The sequence below is a fragment of the uncultured Ralstonia sp. genome (genome assembly GCA_913056305.1).
Lineage (GTDB): Bacteria > Pseudomonadota > Gammaproteobacteria > Burkholderiales > Burkholderiaceae > Ralstonia.
In genome coordinates this window covers 1-5,193 of the sequence record CAJXMR010000280.1, presented here as the reverse complement: position 1 = coordinate 5,193, position 5,193 = coordinate 1, and the positions used below count along the sequence as shown (strand labels likewise).

The window sequence follows — 5,193 nt, the reverse complement described above, 5'->3', positions numbered from 1 at the left end:
CTGGAGCGTTTCGTCTTTCTTGGCGAAGCAGAAGCGCACCACGCCCGATTCGTGCGGCTGCGAATAGAACGCCGACACGGGAATTGCCGCCACGCCGATCTCGCTCGTGAGCCACTTGGCGAACTCGGCCTCGGGCAGGTCGGAGATGGCGCTGTAGTCCACGCACTGGAAGTACGTGCCCTGGCACGGCAGCAGCTTGAAGCGCGTGCCGGCCAGCCCCGCGCGGAACAGGTCGCGCTTGTGCTGGTAGAAGGCGGGCAGGTCCAGGTACGGGCGCGGATCGGCCATGTAGTTCGCGAGTCCGTGCTGCACCGGCGTGTTGACGGTGAACACGTTGAACTGGTGCACCTTGCGGAACTCCGCCGACAGCGCGGCAGGCGCGGCCACGTAGCCGACCTTCCAGCCCGTCACGTGATACGTCTTGCCGAAGCTCGACACCACGAAGGCGCGACGCGCCAGTTCCGGAATGCGCGCGACCGATGCATGCGGCACGCCGTCGTACACCATGTGCTCGTACACCTCATCGGAGAGCAGCAGCACATTGGTGGGCGCCAGGATCTCGGCCAGCTTCTGCATATCGTCCGCATGCCAGACCGTGCCGGTCGGGTTGTGCGGCGTGTTCAGCATGATCAGGCGCGTGCGCGGCGTGATGGCGGCGGCCAGCTTGTCGAACGGGATGCGGAAGTCCGGAGCGTTCAGTGTGATCGGCACGACCTTGCCGCCGGCCAGTTCGATCGACGGGATGTAGCTGTCGTAGGTCGGCTCGAAGACGATGACCTCGTCGCCCGGATGCACGCAGCACAGCACCGTGGTCAGCAGTGCCTGCGTGGCACCGGCGGTGATGGTGATCTCGCGGTCGGCGTCATACGTGTGGCCGTAGAGCGTGGCGATCTTGGTGGCGATGGCCTGGCGCAGCGCGGGCACACCCGTCATCGGCGGGTATTGGTTCAGGCCCGCACGCATGGCGTTGGTCACGGCATCGATGATGCGCGGGTCGCAGTCGAAGTCCGGAAAGCCCTGGCCGAGGTTGACGGCCTGCTTCTCAGCGGCCAGCGACGACATCACGGTGAAGATGGTGGTGCCGACATTCGGCAGCCGCGAGGGCGACGGGGCGATGGGCGCGAGGGTTTCAGCGGACACGGTGGCGGCAGCGGCGGTGGTCATTGCAATACGGGTGAATGCGGGCTTCAGGCTTGAACGAGGGGAGCCGTCTCCAACTGGACTAGCGCGACGAACTGCTTGGGCGGCAGCACCGCCACGTCGCAATACTTGGCCATGCGACGCTTGAGCTTGAGCACCGCGCGGTCCTTGGAGACGAGATAGGCGACGCGGGCGGCATCGGCCAGCGCCAGGAATTTCTGGTCGTCGCGATCCTTGCAGACGGGCACGAAGGCCTCGCCCTCGGCGCGCGGCGTGGCTTCTGGATCGGGCACCGAATGCGTCATGCGATCGACCCAGGCGAGCGCGGCTTCGGCATCGATGGCGTAGCGCGCGAACTGCGGATAGTCCAGCACGCGGCGCAGCTCCTCGCGGCACGCGGGGCTGATGATGGCCTGCAAGCGGCCGGCCTCCAGCGCGGCGCGGATCGGGCGTGCGACGGCATCGTCGAAGATCAGGATGTCGACCCAGATGTTGGAGTCCAGCACTACGCGTGGACACTGCGGCGGGGCCGGAGGTTGGGCGGAGGCGGCGAGGGCGGCAGCGTCTGCCATTCGATACAATTCCAGACTTGTGAACCGCGATTCTGACATGATCATCGTCCTCTCGCCGGCCAAGTCGCTCGACTACGACACCCCGCCGCGCCTCAAGACCCACACGCTGCCCGATTTCATCGCGCGCTCCGCTGAACTCATCGATGTGCTCCGCAAGCTGTCGCCGGCCCAGATCGGCACGCTGATGAAGATTTCCGACCCGCTGGCCGTGCTCAATGCCAACCGCTATGCGGATTGGTCGCCCGAGTTCACAGCCGAGAACAGCAAGCATGCCGCGCTGGCGTTCGACGGCGATGTCTATGGCGGGCTCGATGCCAATTCGCTGTCCGCGGACGATCTGCAATTTGCGCAGAAGCACGTGCGCATTCTGTCGGGCCTGTACGGCGTACTGCGCCCGCTCGACTGGATGCAGCCGTACCGCCTGGAGATGGGCACGCGCCTGGCCAACCCGCGCGGCAAGGATCTCTACACCTTCTGGGGTGACGACGTGACGCTCGCGCTCAATACGCTGCTCAAGGCGGACGACGACCCTGTGCTCGTCAACCTCGCCTCGGAAGAGTATTTCAAGGTGGTGCGCCCCAAGGTGCTCAAGGCGCGCATCGTCACACCGGTCTTCGAGGACTGGAAGAACGGCCAGTACAAGATCATCTCGTTCTATGCCAAGCGGGCGCGCGGGTTGATGGCGCGCTACGTGATCGAGCACCGCATTACCGATCCGCGCAAGCTCAAGGCGTTCGACGTGGATGGCTACGCGCTTGCCGCCGCCGACTCCGACGACGAGCGCTGGGTCTTCCGCCGCAAAGTCACCTGAACCGAATCTGCTGTCCAACGCTCCTGACAGGACCCGACATGACCGCCACCCAACCGTTTATCTCCAGCACGTTCGACAGCGGCGCGATCGAGATTGTCGATGCCGCGCAAGCCGACGCCATCCGCCTGCGTATCCGCCGCGATGCGCATGCGGACTTCACGCAGTGGTTCCATTTCCGCCTGCAGGGCGTGCAGGGGCAGGCGTGCAAGCTGGCGCTGGAAAACGCCGGCGAGTGTACGTATCCCGCCGGCTGGAAGGACTACCAAGCGGTGGCCTCGTACGACCGCCAGCACTGGTTCCGCGTGCCGACGCGCTATGACGGCAAGACCCTCACCATCGAGCTGACGCCCGAGCACGACAGCATCTGGTTCGCGTATTTCGAACCGTATTCGGATGAACGCCACCTGTCGCTGGTGGCCGCCGCGCAGACGCTGCCTGGCGTGCGTACGCAGCGTCTGGGGCAGACGGTGCAGGGCCGCGACATGACCAGCATCACGGTGGGTGAGCCTGGGCCGGGCAAGAAGAACGTGTGGATCATCGCGCGCCAGCACCCCGGCGAAACGATGGCGGAATGGTTTGTCGAAGGCCTGCTCGCGCGCCTGACGCGTCAGGGCGCATGGAGTGGCGACCCGGTCGGACGCGTGCTGACCGAGCGCGCCGTCTTCCATGTCGTGCCGAACATGAACCCGGACGGTTCGTCGCTGGGCAACCTGCGCACGAATGCGGCCGGCGCCAACCTGAACCGCGAATGGATGGAGCCCGACGCCCAGCGCAGCCCCGAGGTGCTGGGCGTGCGCCAGGCCATCGAGCAGACCGGCGTCGACCTGTTCTTCGACATCCACGGCGACGAGGCGCTGCCCTACGTGTTCGTGGCAGGCAGCGAGATGCTGCCGGGCTTCACTGATGCGCAGCGCGCGGACCAGGATCGCTTTGTGGCCGCCTTCTTGCGCGCCTCGCCGGACTTCCAAACCAAATTCGGCTACGAAGCGAGCAAGTACAACGAAGACGCGCTCAAGCTCGCCTCCAAGTACATCGGCCACACCTACGGTTGCCTGTCGCTGACGCTGGAGATGCCGTTCAAGGACAACGCCGATCTGCCCGACGCGCGCGTGGGCTGGGATGGTGCCCGCAGCGCCGCACTGGGCGCGGCGATGCTGCAGGCGATCCTGGAATACCTCGGCTGAGTGGAAGTGCCGCGTCGCCGGCGTACCGGCGACGCAGGCGCCTTAGTTGGACGAAGTCGTCGACTTCTTTTTCTTGGCCGTCGACTTGCTGGTCGAGGCCGACTTGGCCTTGGCCGTGCCGTTGCCCTTGGCGGACTTGGCCGTGGCCTTGCCCTTGGCGGTGGACTTGCCGCGCACGGTTGTCGTCGTGCAGCGATGGCCGCGGCGGCAGTGCGTACGCGTAGCCGTCGCGGGAGCAGCGGGACTGGCGAATGGCTGGCCATTGGCGTCGAGCAGCTCGTACGCCAGCATCATGCCTTCGTCATAGCCGCAGCGCACGCGCACCGGCTCCCATTGGTCGCTGCCGGTGCCACGCTTGTGCACAGCGGCGTTGAAGCTGATCACGCTCGAGACCTTGACCGCGCCTTGCTTGCTTTGCGAGAAGCGCGAGTCCCACGGTTCCACCTTGGCTTGCTCGTTCGACAGCGCACCGGTGGGCAGGCGGAACTGATCGAAGTTGGTGGAGCGCGGGATGATCCAGCTGGCGTGCGCGGCACAGTCCGCCACGTCGGGGCGGGCGTTCTCCGATTTGATCAGGCGGTCCCGGGTTTGCGCGCGGTATTCGGACAAGCTCATCTTGTCCTTGGACGGCAGGTTGACGGTGGTATTGCCCTCGGCATCAGGTGCGCCGAAAACAATCGGGGGAGTGGTCGGTTGGGACGGCGTAGCCTGCTTGGCTTGCGTCCCCTGGGCGCTCAACGTCGCTGCAGCTGTGGCCTGGGCCGACGCGTCGGTCGGTTGGGTCTCCAGATTGGAGCAGGCGGCCAGCAGGGCGACGATGCCGAGACAGAGTAGATTGGGTCGCAACATCACGAGTGTTACAGAGTGTCGGCGTGGAAAAACGCCATGATAGAGGAAAGCCGAGGCCGAAAGTTCCTGCGGCTTTCCCCAATGCGGCACATCCGGCCGTTTTGCTGTAACAGCACGTTACGAGCTTGCGTTTGCTCAAGCCATCACTGCTTGGTGAACAGATGCGCGAGTGACCATTCGTCGGTGCGTGCCTCGTAGCGGATGCCACGGCGCATCGCCCAGGTGGCGAGCTGATGGTGCGACGGGACGATCGCGTAGTCGTCCTGCGCAAAGCGCGCGGCAGCCTTGGCCGCCTGCTCGTGAGCCTGCTCGCTCGACACGGTGGACAGCGACGCCTGCACCAGCTTGTCCAGCTCCGGGTTGCCGTAGCGGCCCCAGTTCCAGGTGCCATAGCCGGTCTGCGCATTGGGTGTGCCGAGGATGCTGCGCAGTGCCACGTCCGCCGCCACCGAGCCCCAGCCCAGCATCATGAACGAGAACTCGCCCTGGCGTGCCCGCGAGAAGTAGGCCGCCACGGGCAGCGTCTCCACCTTGGTCTGGATGCCCACGCGCGTGAGTAGTTGCGCGGTGGTTTGCGCGACCTGCGCGTCATTCAGGTAGCGGTTGTTGGTGGCGTGCAGCGTGAGCCCGAAGCCGT

Annotated in this window: 5 protein-coding genes and 1 pseudogene; 2 read left to right on the top strand and 4 right to left on the bottom strand. The window is 65.6% G+C overall.

All coding sequences use genetic code 11. From position 1 onward, the window contains the following. The coding region (locus QZ609_RS24320; protein ID WP_295500384.1) for a pyridoxal phosphate-dependent aminotransferase at window positions 1–1,164 on the bottom strand (1,164 nt) is incomplete at its 3' end. A 23-nt stretch (window positions 1,165–1,187) separates the two neighbouring features. Beyond that, window positions 1,188–1,712 (bottom strand): putative toxin-antitoxin system toxin component, PIN family, encoded by a 525-nt coding sequence (locus tag QZ609_RS24315; protein WP_295500381.1) that lies wholly within the window; start codon window positions 1,710–1,712, stop codon window positions 1,188–1,190. A 37-nt stretch (window positions 1,713–1,749) separates the two neighbouring features. Between QZ609_RS24315 and yaaA the strand changes: the two genes are divergently transcribed. Together yaaA and QZ609_RS24305 are read left to right on the top strand one after the other, a co-directional pair. Continuing rightward, window positions 1,750–2,523 (top strand): peroxide stress protein YaaA, encoded by a 774-nt coding sequence (gene yaaA, locus QZ609_RS24310; protein WP_295500378.1) that lies wholly within the window; start codon window positions 1,750–1,752, stop codon window positions 2,521–2,523. Between the two features lie 38 nt (window positions 2,524–2,561). After that, entirely contained in the window at window positions 2,562–3,707 is a 1,146-nt protein-coding gene (locus tag QZ609_RS24305; protein ID WP_295500374.1) for a M14-type cytosolic carboxypeptidase, read from the top strand. 42 nt (window positions 3,708–3,749) lie between these two features. Here QZ609_RS24305 and QZ609_RS24300 read toward each other — a convergent pair whose 3' ends face one another. Together QZ609_RS24300 and QZ609_RS24295 are read right to left on the bottom strand one after the other, a co-directional pair. Then, the gene (locus QZ609_RS24300; protein ID WP_295500371.1) at window positions 3,750–4,556 is read right to left on the bottom strand and encodes a hypothetical protein; all 807 of its coding nucleotides are present in this window, start codon (window positions 4,554–4,556) and stop codon (window positions 3,750–3,752) included. Window positions 4,557–4,699: 143 nt separating this feature from the next. Beyond that, window positions 4,700–5,193 (bottom strand): annotated as a pseudogene (locus tag QZ609_RS24295) (ABC transporter substrate-binding protein); the annotation flags it as partial.